General features: G+C 54.6%; 18 protein-coding genes. 9 read left to right on the forward strand and 9 right to left on the reverse strand.

What is annotated here, in order from left to right; translation table 11 throughout:
- Positions 1–30 precede the first annotated feature (30 nt).
- The 7 genes from rodA (at position 31) to lipA (ending at position 6397) form a co-directional block, all read left to right on the forward strand.
- Complete coding sequence (rodA, locus tag IQ22_RS10250; protein ID WP_167654168.1) at positions 31–1134, forward strand: rod shape-determining protein RodA; 1104 nt, start codon at positions 31–33, stop codon at positions 1132–1134.
- A 16-nt stretch (positions 1135–1150) separates the two neighbouring features.
- Positions 1151–2170, forward strand: coding sequence for a lytic murein transglycosylase B (gene mltB, locus IQ22_RS10255; RefSeq protein ID WP_145141394.1), 1020 nt, complete (start codon positions 1151–1153; stop codon positions 2168–2170).
- Positions 2167–3165 (forward strand): septal ring lytic transglycosylase RlpA family protein, encoded by a 999-nt coding sequence (locus IQ22_RS10260; RefSeq protein ID WP_145141396.1) that lies wholly within the window; start codon positions 2167–2169, stop codon positions 3163–3165. Before mltB ends, IQ22_RS10260 begins: the two co-directional genes overlap by 4 nt.
- A gap of 77 nt (positions 3166–3242) precedes the next feature.
- The gene (locus IQ22_RS10265) at positions 3243–4403 is read left to right on the forward strand and encodes a D-alanyl-D-alanine carboxypeptidase family protein (RefSeq protein WP_145141398.1); all 1161 of its coding nucleotides are present in this window, start codon (positions 3243–3245) and stop codon (positions 4401–4403) included.
- A 59-nt stretch (positions 4404–4462) separates the two neighbouring features.
- Positions 4463–4741 carry a DUF493 domain-containing protein gene (locus IQ22_RS10270; RefSeq protein WP_145141400.1) on the forward strand — a complete coding sequence of 93 codons (279 nt, stop codon included), beginning with the start codon at positions 4463–4465 and terminating at the stop codon, positions 4739–4741.
- A complete protein-coding gene (lipB, locus tag IQ22_RS10275) occupies positions 4741–5382 on the forward strand; it encodes a lipoyl(octanoyl) transferase LipB (RefSeq protein ID WP_145141402.1) in 642 nt (213 codons plus the stop codon). Before IQ22_RS10270 ends, lipB begins: the two co-directional genes overlap by 1 nt.
- A 58-nt stretch (positions 5383–5440) precedes the next feature.
- Positions 5441–6397, forward strand: coding sequence for a lipoyl synthase (gene lipA, locus IQ22_RS10280; RefSeq protein ID WP_145141727.1), 957 nt, complete (start codon positions 5441–5443; stop codon positions 6395–6397).
- A gap of 57 nt (positions 6398–6454) precedes the next feature.
- Here the strand turns inward: lipA and IQ22_RS10285 are convergent, their stop codons facing one another.
- The 5 genes from IQ22_RS10285 to leuS all read right to left on the reverse strand — a co-directional run bounded on the left by IQ22_RS10285 (position 6455) and on the right by leuS (position 12399).
- The gene (locus IQ22_RS10285; RefSeq protein ID WP_145141404.1) at positions 6455–7783 is read right to left on the reverse strand and encodes a lytic murein transglycosylase; all 1329 of its coding nucleotides are present in this window, start codon (positions 7781–7783) and stop codon (positions 6455–6457) included.
- Between the two features lie 83 nt (positions 7784–7866).
- Positions 7867–8025 (reverse strand): alternative ribosome rescue factor ArfA, encoded by a 159-nt coding sequence (gene arfA / locus IQ22_RS10290; protein WP_145141407.1) that lies wholly within the window; start codon positions 8023–8025, stop codon positions 7867–7869.
- A gap of 47 nt (positions 8026–8072) precedes the next feature.
- Positions 8073–9125: a DNA polymerase III subunit delta gene (gene holA, locus IQ22_RS10295; protein WP_145141409.1), complete on the reverse strand. Its 1053-nt coding sequence runs from the start codon at positions 9123–9125 to the stop codon at positions 8073–8075.
- 36 nt (positions 9126–9161) lie between these two features.
- A complete protein-coding gene (locus IQ22_RS10300) occupies positions 9162–9770 on the reverse strand; it encodes an LPS-assembly lipoprotein LptE (protein ID WP_145141411.1) in 609 nt (202 codons plus the stop codon).
- 22 nt (positions 9771–9792) lie between these two features.
- The gene (gene leuS, locus IQ22_RS10305) at positions 9793–12399 is read right to left on the reverse strand and encodes a leucine--tRNA ligase (protein ID WP_145141413.1); all 2607 of its coding nucleotides are present in this window, start codon (positions 12397–12399) and stop codon (positions 9793–9795) included.
- A gap of 194 nt (positions 12400–12593) precedes the next feature.
- On the opposite strand from leuS, the gene IQ22_RS10310 reads away from it, so the two are divergent.
- Both IQ22_RS10310 and IQ22_RS10315 read left to right on the forward strand, forming a co-directional pair.
- On the forward strand, positions 12594–12962 hold the full coding sequence (locus tag IQ22_RS10310) for a hypothetical protein (protein ID WP_145141415.1): 369 nt from the start codon (positions 12594–12596) through the stop codon (positions 12960–12962).
- A gap of 95 nt (positions 12963–13057) precedes the next feature.
- Positions 13058–13819 carry a YdcF family protein gene (locus tag IQ22_RS10315; protein ID WP_145141729.1) on the forward strand — a complete coding sequence of 254 codons (762 nt, stop codon included), beginning with the start codon at positions 13058–13060 and terminating at the stop codon, positions 13817–13819.
- 50 nt (positions 13820–13869) lie between these two features.
- Here IQ22_RS10315 and lnt read toward each other — a convergent pair whose 3' ends face one another.
- The 4 genes from lnt to IQ22_RS10335 form a co-directional block, all read right to left on the reverse strand.
- Positions 13870–15399, reverse strand: coding sequence for an apolipoprotein N-acyltransferase (gene lnt, locus IQ22_RS10320; protein ID WP_145141417.1), 1530 nt, complete (start codon positions 15397–15399; stop codon positions 13870–13872).
- A gap of 132 nt (positions 15400–15531) precedes the next feature.
- Positions 15532–16371 carry a CorC family transporter gene (locus tag IQ22_RS10325; protein WP_145141419.1) on the reverse strand — a complete coding sequence of 280 codons (840 nt, stop codon included), beginning with the start codon at positions 16369–16371 and terminating at the stop codon, positions 15532–15534.
- 7 nt (positions 16372–16378) lie between these two features.
- The gene (gene ybeY, locus IQ22_RS10330; protein WP_145141421.1) at positions 16379–16837 is read right to left on the reverse strand and encodes an rRNA maturation RNase YbeY; all 459 of its coding nucleotides are present in this window, start codon (positions 16835–16837) and stop codon (positions 16379–16381) included.
- Positions 16827–17831, reverse strand: a complete 1005-nt coding sequence (locus IQ22_RS10335; protein ID WP_145141423.1) for a PhoH family protein — start codon at positions 17829–17831, stop codon at positions 16827–16829. Before IQ22_RS10335 ends, ybeY begins: the two co-directional genes overlap by 11 nt.
- Positions 17832–17855: the final 24 nt, after the last annotated feature.

A 17855-nucleotide genomic window follows, 5' to 3' on the forward strand; every position in this document is an offset into this window, starting at 1 on the left:
TTTGACCGTACCTTGCCGGAAGGCGATGTTATGCGTCGCCGTGCCTCGCTCCTGCAGCGGATGCATATCGACGGCCCGCTGTTGCTCATTCTATTGATGCTGGGCGCGGTTGGGCTGTTTGTACTTTACTCGGCCAGTGGCAAGAACTGGGACCTTGTTATCAAGCAGGGCACCTCGTTTGGGCTAGGTATCGTGGCGATGATCTTTATTGCCCAGTTCGAACCCCGATTCATGGCACGCTGGGTACCACTGGGCTATTTCATTGGCGTGGCCTTGCTAGTTGTCGTTGACGTTATGGGGCATAACGCCATGGGGGCCACGCGCTGGATCAACATTCCAGGGGTTATCCGGTTCCAACCGTCCGAGTTCATGAAGCTACTAATGCCAATGACGGTGGCTTGGTATCTTTCCAAGCGCAGCCTACCGCCGCAACTCAAGCATGTAGTCTTGAGCATTATTATGATTGGCGTTCCCTTCGTCCTGATCCTGGATCAGCCTGACCTGGGAACTGCCATGTTGATTCTGGCCTCCGGGGGATTCGTTCTGTTCGTGGCAGGTCTACAATGGCGCTGGCTGTTAGGTGCTATAGCGGCCGCTGCTCCTGTGGCTGTCGCCATGTGGTACTTCGTAATGCATGACTATCAGAAACGTCGTGTACTGACCTTTCTTGATCCTGAAATGGATCCCTTGGGAGCAGGCTGGAATATCATCCAGTCCAAGGCGGCCATTGGTTCCGGTGGTGTCTTTGGCAAGGGTTGGTTGCTTGGAACTCAATCTCATCTGGATTTTTTGCCCGAAAGCCATACGGACTTTATCATTGCTGTCCTCGGCGAGGAATTTGGCATGGTAGGGGTTTGCCTGCTGCTCAGCTTGTATTTGTTATTGATCGGCCGCGGCCTGACCATTGCTGTTCAGGCACAGACCTTATTTGGTAAGTTGCTTGCTGGTAGCGTCACCATGACGTTTTTTGTTTACGTTTTCGTAAACATTGGTATGGTCAGCGGTTTGCTGCCTGTAGTCGGCGTACCGCTACCGTTTATCAGTTATGGTGGTACCTCGGTGGTGACACTGTTGTGTGGGTTCGGGGTTTTAATGGCGATTCATACGCACCGGAAGTGGATCGCTCAAGCGTGATTAAGTGAAGGACGCAATGCTGACACCGTTTGGATGGATAGGCCGCTGCCTTCAGTGCGTTGGCCTGATTGGGACACTGGTTATAACAAGTGCTGCCTCGGCAGGCGATTACGATAATTCTCCCCAGGCCGCGGATTTTATTAAAGAAATGACGCAAAACTATGGTTTTGCTCATGAACAACTGACGGACCTGTTTCGAGAGGTTAGTCGTAAACAATCCATTCTCCAGGCGATTTCCCGTCCTGCCGAGCGGGTAAAGTCCTGGAGTGAATACCGGCCCATCTTCGTCACCGATAGGCGCATCGCTCAAGGCGTTGCCTTCTGGAACGAAAACGCTTCAGCGCTAGCTCGTGCCGAGCGAGAGTATGGTGTGCCAGCTCAGTTCATAGTGGCCATTATTGGTGTAGAAACCTTCTATGGTCGCAATAAAGGCAATTACCGTGTCCTCGATGCCTTGTCCACGCTGACCTTTGACTACCCCCAGCGCGCGCCTTTCTTTCGTAGCCAGCTACGTGAGTTCCTCTTGTTAAGTCGTGAGCAGCAGCTTGATCCACTCAGTCTCAATGGTTCCTATGCCGGCGCCATGGGGCTGCCGCAGTTTATGCCAGGTAGTTTTCGTGCCTATGCAGTCGACTTTGATGGGGATGGCCATATCGATATATGGAGCAATCCTGCCGATGCGATTGGTAGCGTGGCGAATTATTTCAAACGGCACGGTTGGACTGCTGGAGATACTGTGGTTGCGCGAGCCCAGGTCAAGGGCAGCAGGATTGAAGAAGGTGTCGTTCAGAGTATTGAGCCAACAAAAAGCGTGGCAGAGTTGCGCGATTTAGGGTGGACCAGTCAGGCTGAGCTCCGCGACGATCTGAAGGTCACCTCGTTCCGTCTCGATGGCGAGGCTGGTCCGGAATACTGGATGGGATTGCCAAACTTTTATGCAATCACTCGTTATAACCGCAGCGTCATGTACGCGATGGCTGTCAATCAGCTGGCTGAAGCCATTGCTGTGCGTCATAGCCGTGAGGTTGTCCAATGAATTGCTTTTTTAATCGAAGCGTAAGTGCTGTTGTCTGCGTCGGTCTGGCCGTGCTAGTAGCAAGCTGCTCGAGTAGCCGCCCGTCACAGACACCTACCTATGGATCAGTGTCCGGGCCTGGTAGCTATGCTCGTCCGCACAAGGACGGCGCTCCTTGGTGGGATGTCGACGTATCGCGGATTCCCGATGCTGTTCCTATGCCGCATTATGGCCCGTACAAGAACAACCCCTATACTGTGCTAGGCAAGACGTACTTCCCGCTCAACGAGTCCAGTACGTATCGGGTAACAGGTACAGCGTCCTGGTATGGCACCAAATTTCACGGCCAGGCCACGGCTAATGGCGAAACATACGACCTGTACGGGATGACGGCAGCCCATAAAACGCTACCGTTACCCAGTTACGTACGGGTTACTAATTTAGATAACAATCGAAGCGTAATCGTACGGGTCAATGATCGAGGTCCGTTTTATTCGGATCGAGTCATTGATTTGTCCTTCGCGGCGGCCAAAAAATTAGGCTATGCCGAAACCGGCACGGCGCGAGTTCGTGTCGAAGGCATCGATCCGGCGGCTTGGTGGGCTCAGCAAGGACGGCCCATGCCTATGGTATTAGCCCAACCCCAGCGGGCAGCTGCGCCTGCTCCCAAGCCGCAAGCGGTAGCAACGATTGAAGCGTACACACCGCCGCCTCAACAGCATGCTGCCCCTGTGGTGCCACTGGAGATCGAGTCAAAAAAAAACGCTTCTGCATCAGTCGATGGGCTGTATCTCCAGGTGGGCGCGTTCGCCAACCCGGACGCTGCGGAGCTCTTGAAGGACAAGCTCAGCGACCTGACGGCTGCCCCGGTATTTATCAGCTCGGTCGTACGCAACCAGCAGACGCTACACCGGGTGAGGATGGGGCCGATCGGCACGCCGGGTGAGGCGAGTCAGCTTCAGAGCGCGGTTCGCCTCGCCAATCTGGGGCAGGCTTCCTTGGTGCGGCCGGATTGACGAAGGAAAAGTCGGAAGCATTTTGTATAGGCCCTCTGGGCTCGTTTTAAACACCTGCTTAACCATTAGAGAGTCGGATGAACATCACCTCCTTAGCTAAACGCTTGTTCTTGCTCGTTCTGTTCGTCACTGCGCCGACCGCCTGGGCGGCTGAGCCCATGATTCCATCACCGCCTCAACTGGCTGCCAAGGCTTGGATCCTGATGGATGCCAATAGCGGCACTGTGATTACGGAATACAACTCTGACGAACGCCTGCCACCAGCAAGCCTGACCAAACTGATGACTGCCTATATCGCCACCCTGGAGATCGAGCGAGGCCGGATTAAAGAAAGCGATATGGTCAATGTCAGCGAGCACGCCTGGCGTACAGGCGGTTCGCGTATGTTCATTCAGGTAGGTAATCAGGTATCGGTGAGTGACCTGCTGCACGGGATTATTATTCAATCGGGTAACGATGCCAGCGTGGCTATGGCCGAACACATCGCCGGCAGCGAAGATGCGTTTGCCGATATGATGAATACCACGGCTCAGCGGTTGGGTATGACCAACTCGCATTACATGAACGCAACTGGCCTGCCTCATCCGGATCATTACTCCTCGGCCCATGACATCGCTAAGTTATCTCGTGCCATTATTTTCGAAGAGCCGAACCACTATGCGATCTATTCGCAAAAGGAGTTCTTCTGGAACAACATCAAGCAGCCTAACCGTAACCTGCTGCTATGGCGCGACAAGACCGTAGATGGCCTTAAAACAGGCCACACTGAGGAAGCCGGCTATTGTTTGGCGGCTTCTGCTGTACGTGACGGTATGCGCCTGATCGCCGTGGTATTCGGTACTAACAGCGAGCAGGCTCGCGCTGCTGAAACTCAAAAATTGCTCACTTATGGTTTCCGCTTCTTTGAAACTCAGACCTTTTATAAAAAAGGGGTCGAGCTTGCACGCGCACCAGTTTGGAAAGGCACCGAGCATGAGGTATCCGCTGGATTGGCCAATGACCTGACTATGACATTACCCCGGGGCCAGCTCAAAAAGCTCAATGCTGAAATGGTTATGAATCCGCAAATCACGGCGCCTATTGCTCAAGGCCAAGTTATTGGTAAGGTCGAGGTCAAGCTGGACGATAAGGTTCTGCACAGTGCTGATCTCGTAGCGTTGCAACCGGTCGAAGAGGGTGGTTTCTTCCGTAAGTTGTGGGATAGCATTCGTCTATTCTTCTACGGATTGTTCAACTAATCCTTAGGCGCCTGCCTCCTGCAGGCGCCTGCCATTTCGGGCTCAGGCCCCTGACTGTCATGACCGATAACGACGTACAAGCGCCCAAAATAGAATTTCCTTGCGACAACTATCCCATCAAAGTCATTGGTGATGCTGGAGACGGCTTTGCTGACTTGGTGATTGAAATCATTCAGCGGCATGCACCTGATCTTGACCCAGGAACCCTGGTCACGCGTGATAGCCGAAACGGGCGGTTTTTGTCCGTTCAGGTGCTGATTCGCGCTGTAGGCGTTGAGCAGTTGCAGAACATCCATGTGGATCTGCGTGCTACTGGCCGTGTACATATGGTGCTGTAATGGACAAGCCGCTCGGCTTTCGCGAACTAGGGGTGGTTCCTTATGAGCCAACATGGCAGGCCATGCGGCGCTTTACCGATGAGCGTAAGCCTTCTGCACTGGACGAGGCCTGGCTGTTACAGCATCCGTCCGTCTTCACACAAGGCCAGGCCGGTAAGGCCGAGCATTTGCTTAATGCTGGGGATATTCCGGTCATACAGGTCGATCGCGGCGGCCAAGTAACGTACCATGGGCCTGGACAGTTAATCGCCTATCTATTGTTAGATGTACGACGCCTGGGATTAGGCGTTCGTGAGCTGGTGACGCGGATTGAGCGGAGCCTTATTGAGCTGTTAGCCAGTTATAATGTTGAAGCAGTCGCTAAGCCCGATGCGCCGGGTGTTTACGTCAACGGAGCGAAAATTGCCTCGCTGGGTCTGCGAATCCGCAACGGGCGCTCCTTCCACGGCTTGGCGTTAAACGTGGATATGGATTTAGCGCCGTTTCGCCGTATTAATCCCTGTGGTTATGCCGGCCTGGCCATGACTCAACTGCGTGATCATACCGGGCCGATTGAATTTGCCGAGGTGACTCAGAGGCTGCGCCAGCAGCTTGTGTCGCAGCTCGGCTATGCCGACCAGATCACCCTGGAAAACAATTGACATGACGATCGTACAAGACAGTGTGAATGCCGAGATTTCTGCGCCAAATGCGCCCCAGATGCCTACGCGGCAAAAGGTCGAGGCAGGCGTCAAACTACGGGGTGCCGAGAAGGTTGCCCGTATACCGGTAAAAATCATTCCAACTGAAGAATTACCGCGCAAGCCTGACTGGATTCGCGTACGGATTCCGGTAACGCCGGAGGTAGATCGCATCAAGCAGTTGCTGCGTAAGCACAAGCTGCATAGCGTTTGCGAAGAGGCGTCGTGCCCGAATTTGGGCGAGTGCTTCTCTGGTGGTACGGCAACCTTCATGATCATGGGTGATATTTGTACTCGTCGTTGCCCATTCTGTGACGTAGGGCATGGCCGTCCGAAGCCGCTGGATGTAGATGAGCCAAAGAACCTTGCTGTGGCAATTGCCGATCTACGTTTGAAATACGTAGTGATCACATCGGTGGATCGAGATGATCTGCGGGACGGCGGTGCTCAGCATTTTGCTGACTGTTTGCGTGAGATCCGCCTGCTGTCCCCAGGTATTCAGCTGGAAACGTTGGTACCGGATTACCGCGGACGAATGGATATTGCGCTGGATATTACAGCGAGTGAGCCGCCAGATGTATTCAACCACAATTTGGAGACAGTTCCACGGCTGTACAGGTCTTCCCGCCCTGGCTCTGATTTCGAGTGGTCGCTAGACCTGCTTCAGAAGTTCAAGCAGCGCGTTCCACACGTGCCGACCAAGTCCGGGCTTATGCTTGGATTGGGAGAAACCGATGATGAAGTCATCGAGGTGATGAAACGAATGCGTGAGCATGACATCGATATGCTGACGCTAGGACAGTATTTACAGCCCTCGCGTAATCACCTGCCAGTCCAACGGTTCGTGCATCCAGACACCTTTGCTTGGTTTGCCGAGGAGGGTGAAAAGATGGGCTTTAAGAATGTTGCCTCTGGACCACTGGTACGCTCTTCCTACCATGCCGATCAGCAGGCTCATGGAAGCAAGATCAGCTAAGTACTTGGGTTGAAAAAAGGCGCCTCTAAAGGCGCCTTTTTTATGCGTACGAAGAAGCTATGTTCGCAAGCGAGCAAGTAAAGACGGGGTAGGGTAGCCATCAGCGGGCCAGCCCAAGGTCTGTTGGAACGCCCGGATAGCGCGTCGGGTATTGGCGCCAATGATGCCGTCGGGTGTGCCTGGGTCAAAACCTTTATCGGAGAGGCGCTGCTGCAATTCGATGCGCTCGCTGTGGCTCAAGGGAGCATCCTCAAGTGGCCAGGCAGCTTGAACCTTGCCAGCGCCTTGATAACTATCCGAGAGCAATCCAATGGCTAATGCATAGGACGATGAATTGTTATAACGAAGAATGGTGCGAAAGTTGTTGAAGACCAGGAAAGCCGGCCCACGATGACCGGCAGGTAGCAGCACTGATGCCTGCTCCGTGGAATAGGCTGATGGTAGGGCAACGCTGACGCCTTGAATGCCCATAGCAGTCCATTCGTTTAAGGGCTTACGGATATCCATATCCGCTTGGGCATAATCGAAGCCTTGCGGAAGCCTTACTTCGAAGCCCCAGGGTTTACGGTCCTGCCAGCCGGAAGCTTTCAGGTAGTTAGCCGTAGAAGCCAGAGCATCGGCTGTCGAATTCCAAATATCACGTCGGCCGTCTGCGTCAAAATCAACGGCGTGTTCATTGTAGGTGGTAGGAATAAATTGTGTTTGCCCCATGGCGCCTGCCCACGAGCCGATCATACTCTCAGGCGTGATGTCACCCTGTTGCAGAATGCCTAGGGCGGCCAACAGTTGGGTACGGGCAAACTCGGGGCGACGTCCCTCATAGGCCAGGGTAGCCAGTGAGCGAATGACGTTTTTGGTACCCATGTTACTGCCGTAATTGCTTTCGATTCCCCAAAACGCCACGAGGCGCTCGGGTTCGATGCCATACCTTGCTTCAAGGCGGTTCAGCAGGACGGCATGCTGGGTCAATAAAGCTTGGCCGTTACGTACTCGAGTAGGTGATACGGCGCTGGCAAGATACTCCCATACAGGGCGCGTAAATTCTGGCTGGCTACGATCTGCCGCGATTACTGCGTCATCCGGCGAGAGGCCATTTAATGCGCGATCCAAGGTGGCAGTATCGATTCCTGCACGCATGGCATCCTGGCGAAAGCGTTCACGCCATTGATCAAAGCTTTCGGGGGGGAGCGCGACAGGCGTAGGCAGCGTGCCCTTATCTTTTTGTACGGGGAAGGTGCTGGATGTAGCGGGCGACGTACTGGTCGTTGCACCAGGAGACTGCGTCTGTGTTTGGGCGCAAGCGGCAATAATACCGGTGATCAAGGTAGCCAGCGTGCCGGCGATGAGACTGCTGTGTTTCAGTCTGCTTTTTTTCCCGTGTTGCATGAATCTCCACCGGGCTCGTCAACAGGCTAGTCACCATAACATGCCTTGGACGGCGCGTCTGCATAACAAAAGGACTCTTCCGCTCAGGCAGCCACAAACAAAAAAGCCTTCTCGTTATCAACTGAGAAGGCTTCGCGGCGGTAGCTGCCTTTGCCTTTTTTAGGCTTCTCCTGGCGGCAGCGGAGATAGGGTTTGCAAACTAGCGATTTGGCCTTGTTGGGCCGGCGTAATGATGACCGCATATTGATTCCTCATGAGTAGAGTACATGACTTGATGATAAGGCCACTGTTATAGCCTCTCTAGCGCGGGAGATGGTAATGGAAAACGCTGTCCTGAGAACACTAAGGTCAGTCGGCTGAGCGTTGCCCATACATCGCCAGGGGCCTGTCCCTTGATTTGTGCGTCAACATGCTGGGCCTCGAGTAACAGGCGGTTGAGCTTGTTAGTTGTGCTCCGCTGCAACGCCCGGCTCACCAACGGCCTGCGCTTTTCCCAAACCGGAGGTTTTGCCTGGGCAAAGGCGCGCTCGAGCGGAATGCCCTGTTCATGTTGCTGGGCTAGGCTGGCAAGTAGGCGTAACTCTCGAGCCAGTGCCCAGAGGATGACAGGCGGCTCAACACCTTCACCGCGTAATCCTTCAAGTATTCGTAGGGCATGGCTGGTTTCGCCGGCGAGGATTGCATCAATCAGGCCGAAAATATCGAAGCGAGCACTGTCTCCAACGCTTGCCTGAACTGTAGCTATGTCGATTTGCCCCTGTTCCGCAAGCAACTTGAGCTTTTCGATTTCTTGGGCAGCGGCAAGCAGGTTTCCTTCTACGCGGGCAGCTATCAACTCAACAGCCTCTTGCGTAGCGGTAAGGCCAGCCTGGGCTAGTCGTTGCCGAATCCACTGCGGAAGCTGGTGGACATCAACGGGCCAAACCTGGATGAACTGCACGTCGGAGCCATCGATCAAGGCCTTGGCCCATTTGCTCTTCTGGCTATTGCCGTCAAGCTTGGGAAGGCTGATCAGCAAAACAGTGTCTTCGGCAGGGCGTGCATTGTAACGCAAGAGTGCTTCAGCGCCCTTGTCCCCTGGTTTTCCGTTGGGGATACGTAGTTCGATCAGGCGCTTCTGAGCGAACAGGGACAAACTGGCACCCGCTTCGTATAACTGCGCCCAGTCAAAGTTCGCTTCGGCATTAAAGACTTGGCGCTCCTCAAATCCCTGTGAGCGTGCCGCCGCACGAATGGCATCGCAGGCCTCTTGGCATAGCAATGGATCATCACCGCTGACGACATAAAGAGGGGCAAGCGTGCCTTGCAAGTGTTTCGACAGTTGATTGGCGTTCAGTTTCATCGATATGAAATCGGGGCCTTGCGGCCCCGACTCGGCTTAACGGGAAGGGATTTCAATAGGAGATTGCTGCGGCGGCATGCTTTCACGTGCAGCGCGAGCTGCCTCCTGCTCCGCCTGTGCCCGCGCATCTGCCTCATTCTGCAAGGTTTCCAGGCGCTGCGGCGTAATGACCTGCAGACGGGAAGCCAATTGCCTAACCAGTTCAGCCCGCATTTCAGTCCGCAGCTGCTGCGACTGTTGCTCAGAACCGATGATGTTGTTTTCATCGGTTACATAAGAACGCTGGGTGTCCAGTTCTTCTCTGAGCAGTACGGCATCGTTGCGGCCACGGATTTCGTAAGGCAGGCGTGTGGACAGCTCGATTTCGGCGCTGCGCGCACCGCTGGTATAGCTGGCTGTACGCTGAGTTTGCTGCTCGCCCGCGAGGTAAAGCGTATAGGGCGCACCGGCATTGATCCGTACGTGGTTGTTTTCCAGCATCGTACGGACTTGTCTGACGGTATCACCGTAACTGTCGCGGGCGCTTAAATTTAACTCGCGCAAGGACAACTGGGTTTCACCCGTACCACGCAAATGGAAACCGCACGCGCTTAGCAGAACGGCTATGCCCACTATTGCCAGGCAGGAGAGACTCCGTTTCATCATAATCTTCTTACTCCGTTCAGCCTTAATTGGCGACGATGTTGACCAGCTTACCCGGCACGACAATAACCTTTCGGATGGTCAGCCCCTCGGTAAACCGTAGAACGTTTTCATTGATGCGGGCCGCCGCTTCGATATCTTCCCGTGTGGCACTTGCAGGAACTTCGATATGACCACGCAACTTGCCGTTTACCTGTATCACAATTTGCAGGCTGTCCTGCACCAGAGCGTTTTCATCAACGTTGGGCCAGGCTGCATCGATAACCGCATCGGCATGACCTAGCGCATTCCACAGGGCATGGCTGATATGCGGAGTGATCGGCGCCAGCAGCAGCGTAACGGTCTCTAGACCTTCTTGAAGAAGTGCGCGGTCCTGTTCGGTGTCCTGCGCAGCTTTTTCCAGTACGTTCATCAGGGTCATGACGGCCGCGATAGCCGTATTGAACTTGTGGTGCTGACCGATATCCTGGCTAGCCTGTTTGATAGCCAGATGGATAGCGCGACGGACATCCTTCTGTGAATCGTTGAGCGAGGCGGTATCGAGTGCATTTGGCAGGCCGCGGCTGACATGCGCTTGTGCCAGGCGCCAAATACGACGCAGGAACCGGCTACCGCCTTCTACACCTGAGTCAGACCATTCCAAACTCATATCTGGCGGTGACGCAAACATCATGAACAGACGACAGGTGTCAGCGCCGTATTGGTCAATCATGGCTTGCGGGTCCACGCCGTTGTTCTTGGACTTGGACATCTTTTCTGTGCCACCGATTTCAACCGGCAGGCCGTCTGACTTCAGCTTGGCGCCAATAACTTTGGCCTTGGCGTCGCGCTCTACCTCTACGTCGGCGGGGTTGAACCAGTCTTTGCCGCCTCTCTCGTTCATGCGGTAGTAGGTTTCTGCAACCACCATGCCTTGAGTCAGCAGATTCTTGAAGGGCTCGTCAGAAGAAAGCAGTCCTTCATCACGCATCAACTTATGGAAAAAGCGCGCATAGAGTAGGTGCAAGATGGCGTGCTCGATGCCGCCAATGTATTGATCGACCGACAGCCAGTAATTGGCTGCGTCCTTGTCTACCATGCCGCCTTCGAACTTTGGTGAGGCATAGCGCGCAAAGTACCAGGACGACTCGACGAAGGTGTCCATGGTGTCGGTTTCGCGCTTGGCTGCGGCGCCGCACTTTGGACAGATACATTCGTAGAACTCTGGCATTTTAGCTAAAGGAGAGCCGGCGCCATCAGGAATCACATCTTCCGGCAGAACGACCGGGAGTTGATCTTCCGGAACAGGAACATCACCACAGCTATCACAGTGAATGATTGGGATCGGGCAGCCCCAGTAGCGCTGACGGCTAATGCCCCAGTCACGCAGACGATACTGAGTCCGTGGTTCACCTAGTCCTTTGGCTTGTAAGGCAGCGCCAATAGCATCAAAGGCTGCGGTGAAGTCCAGGCCGTTGTATTCGCCGGAGTTAATTAGCGTACCGTATTCATTATAGGCGGCCTGCCAAGGGGCAGGTGTCTCATCGCCTGTGCTGGTGCGTACAACTGGCTTGATTGGCAGGTTGTATTTGGTCGCGAATTCGAAGTCGCGCTCGTCATGTGCCGGAACGGCCATGACCGCGCCTTCACCGTAATGCATGAGTACATAATTGGCGACCCAGACCGGTAGTTTTTCACCAGTAAGCGGATGCTCGACAAACAGAGGCGTCGGCATGCCCTTCTTTTCCTGGGTAGCGATGTCCGCTTCCGCCACGCCGCCACGCTTGCACTCGTCAATAAAGGCCTGTAGCTCAGGGTTGTTTTCTGCTGCCTGGGTAGCCAGTGGATGCTCGGCCGCGACGGCAACATAGGTGGCGCCCATCAGTGTGTCAGCACGAGTCGTGAAGACCTTGAGCGCACCAGCATGACCAATGGAAGCCTGGTCATAGGGGAACTGGACTTCCATGCCGCGGGATTTACCGATCCAGTTGCGCTGCATGGTCTTGACCTGTTCCGGCCAGCCGGGAAGGTCATCTAAAGAAGTCAGCAGCTCTTCCGCATAGTCGGTAATGCGGAAGTAGTACATTGGAATCTCGCGTTTCTCGATCAGCGCGCCGGAGCGCCAACCGCGACCGTCGATAACCTGCTCGTTCGCCAGAACGGTCTGGTCGACCGGGTCCCAGTTTACGCTACCGTTCTTGCGATAAATGATGCCTTTCTCGAACAGACGTGTGAACAGCCACTGCTCCCAACGATAGTAGTCGGGCTTGCAGGTAGTGACTTCACGGGACCAGTCGATGGCAAGACCCAGACTCTTGAGCTGGTTCTTCATGTACTCGATGTTTTCGTACGTCCACTTGGCAGGCGCAACGTTGTTCTTCATTGCAGCGTTTTCTGCGGGCATACCAAAAGCATCCCAGCCCATGGGCTGAAGAACGTTCTTGCCTTGCATCCGGTGGTAGCGGGCAATTACGTCACCAATGGTGTAGTTGCGCACATGCCCCATATGCAGCTTGCCGCTCGGATAAGGAAACATGGACAGGCAATAGTATTTGTCCTTTCCTGGTTGCTCCGTTACGGAGAAGGCATTGTTCTGTTCCCACCAGGATTGGGCGGCGGCTTCGATCTCACGGGGTTGGTAATGTTCGTGCATGGCGTGATCTGCGGGCTACGAGGGCAATTTAGATAAGCCAGTAAGCATACATGAACCCTCTCTAGCCAAGGAACCTTTAGCCGGAAAGCATTTATGTTTCATAAAAATGAAATTCGTTATCCCGGCTGCTCGCAGTTTCGGTCAGGTGGCACTACGCTTGGATAACGCAGGAAAGGACTTTCCGGAGGCTATCTATGGGTCGTCATCAACCGCGGCGCTTGGCGAAACTTCCGTTCGAGCGTCTGCAGCAACGTCTAGAGCGTGCTCTAGACGAGGCCGCTACGGCCGAACTCTTGTATCGAGAGGTGATTGATGAGGTGGAAATCGACGGTTTGCACTTGGCAGATCTCGATATTATCAAAGCGTGGCTGATTCGAAACGATTATTGGGTCCAGGGGAATCAAGAGCTTATTTATCCTCGGCCATTGCCATCGGCAGAGGCTCTACAGGCGGTTCGCTGCCTACGCTGTGGATTGCGGGTGAATGAAGGAAAAGCGCTTAGGGGGTGCACTCATTGTGCGGCTCATCAATCGTCCTGTCTGACGGACAGCTGTTTCTTCTAGTGCGATGCATAACGGCTTAGCATCAGTATTTTATGTTATCTGCGTTATCCTCCTTTTTTGACTCGTAGGGACAGAGCGCTCGCATGGACGTTTCGATGCTGTTTCGGTATGTCGTCAAACAATTGGTAATGCCGCCTGGCGGCTTGCTCCTGCTAATAGTGATCGCCCTCCTGCTGCGTCGCCGCTGGCCTCGACTCTCTCTAAGTTGTCTGGCTCTAGGTTTGGCTGGTTTCTGGTTAATGAGTTTGCCGGTTGTGGTCGAATGGGGCGCTACTGTTATTGAGCGGGACCCTCCTGTGGCGCAGGCTGATTGGCCCTCATTGTCGAGACGGGCAGATGCGATCGTGATTTTGGGGGCGGGCCGAGAGCGGGCAGATCCTGCCTGGGAAGGTGACGTTGCTAGTAGCCTGGCGGCCGAGCGGGTGCGCTATGCAGCGCGAATAGCCCGGGTGACGCACTTGCCTGTCTTGATTACGGGAGGTACTCCGCTGGTTGATCCGCCGAGCGAAGCCGAGCTAATGGCTGAGGTAATGGAAGAAGATTACAACGTGCCGGTACGCTGGCTAGAAAAAGAAAGCCGAACGACTTGGGAAAATGCGACGTTAAGTGCACCTATTCTCAAGCGCGACGGAGTAAAACGTATTGTCCTGGTTACTCAAGCCTTTCACATGGCTCGTGCCAAGAGATGCTTTGAACAGCAGGGATTCGAAGTGATTCCTGCGCCCATGGGCTTCATGAGTGTGCCCAACGGTCGGCCGCTGGGCGGTTGGTTACCTGAAACCAAGCCGCTCTGGCAGAACGGTCTGTTGATCAATGAGGCTATTGGGCTGCTCCTGTATCCACTGGCCTATCGGTGACTGCCTGACCATGACCGCTCTCCTGCAAACGGTCAGGGCTTAAATTTTCGTCAAAAAACTTGGCGTGAGCGCTCCATCAGGCGACGTATCACGGCCCAAGCTCCCAGCAGGCCACACAGAATGGCCAACGGCCACAACCGCCATTTTAGATACGGTGTCAGACCTTCCATCGGTACCACCGTGCCATGTAATACAGCTAATTGGTAAGGAGGAATCTGCGTTGTCAGCCGGCCGAAGGGATCAATCAGGGCTGTAATGCCGTTGTTGGTTCCGCGGATCATCCAGCGGCCGCTTTCCAGGGCGCGCATGCGTGCCATCTGCAGGTGTTGCTGGGGCCCAACGGACTTGCCGAACCACGTGTCATTGCTGATTGTCAGAAGCAGGTCGCTACGTGCGGCGGCGGCGGCAACAAACTCAGGATAGACCACTTCATAGCAAATGAACGGGGCGATCTTGTAGCCTTTGGCAATCAAAAGCGACTGATGGCTGGGGCCCGGTACAAAATCAGACATAGGCAGGTTGAAGAATTCGATTAGTCCGCGCAGTTGCTCTTGTAGCGGAACATACTCGCCGAAGGGAACCAGCTTCTGCTTGTAATAGGTACCGCTACCTTCACCGCTGACCACGACGGCGTTGTAGAAACGATCCTGCCCTTGATCGTCGCGTTCGCGTACAGGAATGCCGGTGATCAAGGCGGCTCCCCGTTGATTCGCAATGCCGGTGACTTCTTTCAGATAACTCTCGGCATATTCCTTGAGAACTGGAACCGCATTTTCCGGCCAGACGATCAAGTCCGTCCGGCCTTCCCGTACGGTCATTTCGCGATAAAGGGCGAGAGTTTCCTGTACATGCTTGGGATCCCACTTGAGTTCCTGTGCAATATTGCCCTGGATGGCACTGACCTTAAGCGGCTGCCCTAGGGGTGTAGTCCAGACCTGACCTTTGAAAATACTAGCGGCTACCCAAGGCGTTGCCAGGAGAATCAAGCCCGCCACAAGACTGCCTGGGTTACGTACGAAGCCGAGAGCGTTAACGATCAGTGCGGCTGTCAGGGCTAGTGAAAATGACAGCAACCACACGCCTCCAACCGGAGCAAGGCCGGATAAGGGGGCGTCCATCTGGCTGTAGCCAGCGAACAGCCAAGGGAAGCCAGTCAGACACCAGCTGCGAAAGACTTCCAGGCCAAACCAGAGCGCAGCAAAGGCAAGTGCGTCCATGATTGGTGCGTGGTTACGCCGAAGGCAAAGGGCCCATAACCAGGCGGGCAGGGCAAACAACAGGGCGATTCCGGCACAAAAGCCAAAGGTCAGGCCAGCGGCCAGGGGAACCGAGGCCGCTCCGTAGTCATGAATGCTGACATAGACCCAACTGGTACCAGCCAAGAAGACACCCAAGCCATAACACCAGCCGCGCAGCAATGCCCATCCTGCACTCAACTCGCGAAGCGACAAGTAGAAAACAGCAATCGATACGAGTTCGAGCGGCCACAGGTTAAAGGGTGCAAAGGCAAGCGGGGTCAGGGCTCCAGCAACTAGAGCGAGCAGGTTGCCCTTCCAGCCGGGCGTAATCATCCAGCGCATTGGAAATCCTTGGTAATTCGATGACGCGCAAGCTTATAGGATGCATGTCGCCATTCGCTACGTGAGGGGCGTGTTAAAAGTTGTAGGGTTGAAGTAGCAAGGCGTCTGTTTGGGAAGTCAGACGCCTTAATCTTAACGCTCGGTGACGGGCGTCATGCGTAGCAGATGGATACGTCGACCATCTGCGTTAAGTACGCGGAAGCGGAAATCATCGATCACAATCTCCTCGTTACGCCGGGGCAGGTGCCCGAAGGCGCTCATGACGAGTCCTCCTACCGTATCCACGTCTTGATCGGGAAATTCGGTTTCGAAGAAGTCATTGATTGCCTGGACCGGCGTCAGTGCTTTTACAATGAAATCGCCGCTGGGCAAGGGCTTGATAAAGCTTTCTTCTTCAACGTCGTGCTCGTCTTCGATGTCACCGACGATTTGCTCTAGCACGTCCTCAATTGTGACAAGACCGGCCACACCACCGTACTCATCCACAACGATAGCCATGTGGTTATGGGTCGTGCGGAACTCTCGAAGCAATACGTTTAACCGTTTGGATTCCGGTACGAAGGTAGCGGGACGCCAGAGGCGTTTCAGGTCGAAATCCTGATCATGCTTGATAATCAGAGGTAGCAGATCTTTAGCCAGTAGTACGCCAAGGACATCATCTGGCGTTTCACCAATTACAGGATAACGCGAGTGAGCTGCCTCAATAACGGCAGGGAGAAATTCTTCCGGTGTTTGGCTGGCCTTAACGCTGATGATCTGGGAGCGCGGCACCATGATGTCACGAACTTGCAAGTCCGCTACTGAAATGGCGCCCTCCACAATAGACAGGGCCTCGCTGTCGAGCACCTTGTTTTCATGGGCCTCCCGGAGCAATTCCAGTAGTTCCTGGCGGCTCTTGGGCTCATGGGCAAAGGCCTGGACAATCCGTTCCAGCCAGGACTTATGCCCGCTACTCGATCGATCTTCGTTCATGTCGGTTCTATTCGTCGCCATACGGGTCAGGATGCCCTAATTCTGCTAGCAAGTGCCGTTCCAATGCTTCCATCTCCTCGGCTTCATCATTTTCAATGTGGTCATAGCCGAGTAGATGGAGACAGCCATGGATCACCATATGCGCCCAATGGGCCTCAAGTGACTTACCTTGTTCGGCGGCCTCACGCGCGATTACCGGTGCACAGATGATCACATCGCCCAATAAGGGAATGTCCAGCAATTCGTCCGGTATGTCTGCGGGAAATGTCAGCACGTTGGTGGCATAGTCCCTGTGACGGTAAGTGCTGTTGAGTTCGCGCCCCTCCGGCTCGTCTACAAGCCGGATAGTGAGCTCCGAATCTGCCGTGCGCTGGCGGAGGGCAGCCTCACACCAGCGGCGTAACTGGGGTTCCTCAGGCAGGTCGGGCGCTTCACTGGCGACCTGCACATCCAGTTCAATTGTCATGCGGCGGTTCCTTGGGCGCACGTTTTTCCGTTTGCTGCTCGAAGCGGTCGTAGGCTTCGACGATCCGCTGGACCAGAGGATGGCGAACGACATCCTTGGCCTGGAAGTGAGTAAAGCCGATGCCAGGTACGTCCTTCAGGACATTGATCACATGAGCGAGGCCAGAGCGGGTACCGCGTGGTAGATCGACCTGTGTAATGTCGCCAGTGATGACTGCCGTGGAGCCAAAGCCAATCCGGGTGAGAAACATCTTCATCTGCTCAACCGTGGTGTTTTGGCTTTCATCAAGAATAATAAAGCTGTTATTCAAGGTACGGCCACGCATGTAGGCCAGCGGAGCCACTTCGATGACTTGACGCTCGATGAGTTTGGCTACGGTTTCGAAGCCGAGCATCTCATACAAAGCGTCATACAGTGGACGTAAATAAGGATCGATTTTTTGCGCCAGGTCGCCAGGCAGGAAGCCAAGCTTTTCACCCGCTTCGACCGCTGGGCGAACCAGCAAGATGCGACGGATCTGCTCGCGTTCAAGTGCGTCTACGGCGCAGGCGACGGCTAGATAAGTCTTGCCAGTGCCGGCTGGACCGATACCGAAATTGATATCGTGGTCCAAAATCGAGCGTACATAACGCTGCTGATTGGCACCGCGAGGACGGATCATTCCCTTGCGCGTACGCAAGGAGACGTTGAGTTCGCTCTCGGGGTTTTCCAAGCCTTCGAGTCCAGATTCCTGAAGGAAAAGATGGACAGTGTCAGGCGTAAGGTCTCCCTCGTTTTTGGTTTCACGATACAGACGACGCAAAAGGTTTTCAGCCGCCTGGACACGTTCCGCAGGGCCCACGAGTTCAAATTGATTGCCGCGGTTGCGGATTTCAATCTCGAGCCGCTTTTCAATCTGTCGCAGGTTTTCGTCGAGCTGGCCGCAAAGACTGGCGAAGCGTTGAGCATCGAACGGTTCGAGGGTAAAGCGCCGGGGTTCTTGAGGTGTGTTCAAGGAGTCAGTAATCGCCCTGTGGCC

The organism is Pseudomonas duriflava, from assembly GCF_007830155.1.
Classification (GTDB): Bacteria; Pseudomonadota; Gammaproteobacteria; order Pseudomonadales; family Pseudomonadaceae; genus Chryseomonas; species Chryseomonas duriflava.